A 2,395-nucleotide genomic window follows, 5' to 3' on the forward strand; every position below is an offset into this window, starting at 1 on the left:
CGAACCCACGCGAACGCCGCCTGCCGCTCCCGCGACCGCAGCCAATCGCCAATGAGCTTCAGCAGCCGCCCGGTCGCCTTCAGGCCATCTGCCACGCCAGCCGCATCCCAATGGACGGTGCTGAAGCGGTTGAACGGCAGGCCGATCTGGAGTGCCCGCGCGGTGGCCTCCAAGAGCTTGCCGGCGTCTCTCTCGCTCAGCGCGGTGGTCACCCGGTCAGGCCGGTTCCTTGCTCCGCCACGGCCGGACAGGGGAGCGAAACCCCGATCATGCGCGAAAACCCTATATAGAGGGGAGGGCCGCTCCAGCTTGACCACCGCGCCTGATCTATTTGCATCTATTTCAGATGCTTGGACCGCTGGCGAGGCGGGCTGCCGGTGGGCTTCTCTCGCCAGTTTCAACGGCAGACGATCCGGGACGCTCTGACATGAGCGGCCCCATACGAGCGACGGCAAGGCGCGAACGGCCGGAGACCATGCCGCAGCATTCTCGCCGCGCCGGGCCTCTGCGGTGGCGCTGGAGGCGCAAGGGCGGCGGCGGCGGGGCTCTGGACCTCTCCCGGTGTCCTGACGGCGCTCAGCGGCGTCCTATTCTGTTTTCGCCTCATGCCGCTTGGGCGAGCCGGGCGAAGAACGCATCCAAGTCGTCCCGCAGGATCATCCGGCGGCCGCCGACCTGGAGCGATGGAAGCTCCCCCGACTGAATCAGCGTGTAGAGGCGCGAACGCGAAAGGCCGGAATAGGCCACCGCGTCATGGATGGTGAAGGCGAGGGGTTTGATCGGTTCAACGGTCATCGGTCGGGTCCGGCACCACCGGACGGATATCGTCCCGTTCAGGTGCTAGGACAGAACTGGACGACATGGGGACCGCGCGGCACCTGACGCGAGGCTCGCGGCCCTGACGGAAGGCTTCAGTCACCCCGGCGCTAGGGGCGGATAGGAGCCCTTTGCGGACGTTCGCAATGGCCGCTAGGGGGGGAAAGCGGACGTTGTCATGTGTCGATGAAAAACGGCCCGACGTAGCTCCATTGGATGCCGACAACGACGCCATCCCTCAGGCGGAGGGTGACAATTCCATTCTGCCAACTCCTGTCGCGATAAAGTGCCTGCGCTTCCCCTACCAAGACTGGATCATCAAGATATTGAACGGACGAGTTTGGCTCATTTGACCAGCCCACTTTGTGCAAGGGTTTGCCGACATTGGCCTGTTGTCTAATGACGCGATCAGCCTCGCTCCAAGTATCGCCAATGTGAACGCCCAGTTTGCCTCCCTGCTCAATCGATCCGTGGGGATGCCGAACGAGAATGGCCGTCCGCTCATCTAGCGGTCCGAACTTGGCCCACCCGGTCAAACCGACTCCCAACGCCAACACGCTCGCCAAGATGATCAGCCAAATTCTCATGGGAGGAGACTAGCGTCGCCACCCGCAAAGACAATCGTGCGTCCGCAATGGGTCGAGACCGGACTGTGGCTTGAGGGTAGAACGCGGGCCTATCTCGACGCATAGATGGCGGAGACTTCGAAGGGAAAATCCAAACGTGTTTGTTGCCATTGCCGCCGCACTAGCTTGGGCGCATTGCCCCGCGAACTATGAAACGGTCAGCGTAGTCCCGGTCCATTTTCCCGAAGGCTCCGCTGCGCTATCTGCAGACGCCCGGACCGAGGTGGCGGTGCTACTCGGTGCCGTGGCTGGTAATCCAATGGCCGAGGTCGAGGCCGTCGCCTACTTTCCCTACGGCGACCGCCTCGAAGACCAATCAGCGGTGCTCGGACAGACTCGAACTGCAGCGATCCGTAACTTCGCTGTGAGTTTGGGTGTCGACCCGTCCTTAATCGGCAGCGACATTCGAGCGTTCAAAGATGAGGGACAGGGGCCAGCCTACACCGCGCAGCGGTGGCAGACCGTCAAGTTGGACGTGCGGGTGAAAGCTGATTGTCATCCTCTGGCCGCTTTAGCCCGAGAAACGAACCCATACCGTTGAAGCAAGTGGCGCGGGTCTGCTTCGGGTCGGGAGCAGACCATCGCCTACGGGTGGTTAGCGGTCATAGCAGAAGGACGGGCCGAGCCGCTCAGCCGAAATCGTTCGATGCACCGTCACCTTTGAACGCCACAAGCCCATGTGGCCCGCGCCGCCAAAAGGGTAGTTCGTCCTCTGACCGACGAAGGTCACCAAAATCGGCTGCACCACATGGCAGTCTGCTTCTTCCCGGCCATCTTCCAGAAGTTCTTCGAGGCGCGGCTGGTCAACGGGCCATTCCAGCCAATCCGTCTTTTCATAGGCTGGTCGCTCCGCCGGAATCTCGGTTGCGTCTTCGACAAAGGTTGAGCCTTCGAACTCGTAGAGCCAGAGACCTGAGAACTGCCGAGGGGAGTCATTAAAGCGGGGAGCCACG

At 62.2% G+C, this 2,395-nt stretch carries 4 protein-coding genes; 1 reads left to right on the forward strand and 3 read right to left on the reverse strand.

The window, feature by feature from the left end; translation table 11 throughout:
• Together Q7J41_RS04260 and Q7J41_RS04265 are read right to left on the reverse strand one after the other, a co-directional pair.
• Positions 1 to 212, reverse strand: a 212-nt coding sequence (locus Q7J41_RS04260; RefSeq protein WP_304885552.1) for a hypothetical protein, incomplete at its 3' end; no start/stop codon positions are given.
• Between the two features lie 391 nt (positions 213 to 603).
• On the reverse strand, positions 604 to 795 hold the full coding sequence (locus Q7J41_RS04265) for a helix-turn-helix domain-containing protein (protein WP_304885554.1): 192 nt from the start codon (positions 793 to 795) through the stop codon (positions 604 to 606).
• 744 nt (positions 796 to 1,539) lie between these two features.
• On the opposite strand from Q7J41_RS04265, the gene Q7J41_RS04270 reads away from it, so the two are divergent.
• On the forward strand, positions 1,540 to 1,983 hold the full coding sequence (locus Q7J41_RS04270; protein WP_304885556.1) for a hypothetical protein: 444 nt from the start codon (positions 1,540 to 1,542) through the stop codon (positions 1,981 to 1,983).
• A 54-nt stretch (positions 1,984 to 2,037) separates the two neighbouring features.
• On the opposite strand, the gene Q7J41_RS04275 is transcribed toward Q7J41_RS04270, so the two are convergent.
• Positions 2,038 to 2,395 (reverse strand): hypothetical protein (locus Q7J41_RS04275; protein WP_304885558.1); only part of this gene is annotated, 358 nt, incomplete at its 5' end.

The organism is Acetobacterium sp. (assembly GCF_030652775.1).
GTDB lineage: Bacteria > Bacillota > Clostridia > Eubacteriales > Eubacteriaceae > Acetobacterium.

Excerpts from the sequence above, each read along its gene's own strand:
- Q7J41_RS04265 (WP_304885554.1), bottom strand. The coding sequence starts at position 795 with ATGACCGTTGAACCGATCAAACCCCTCGCCTTCACCATCCATGACGCG.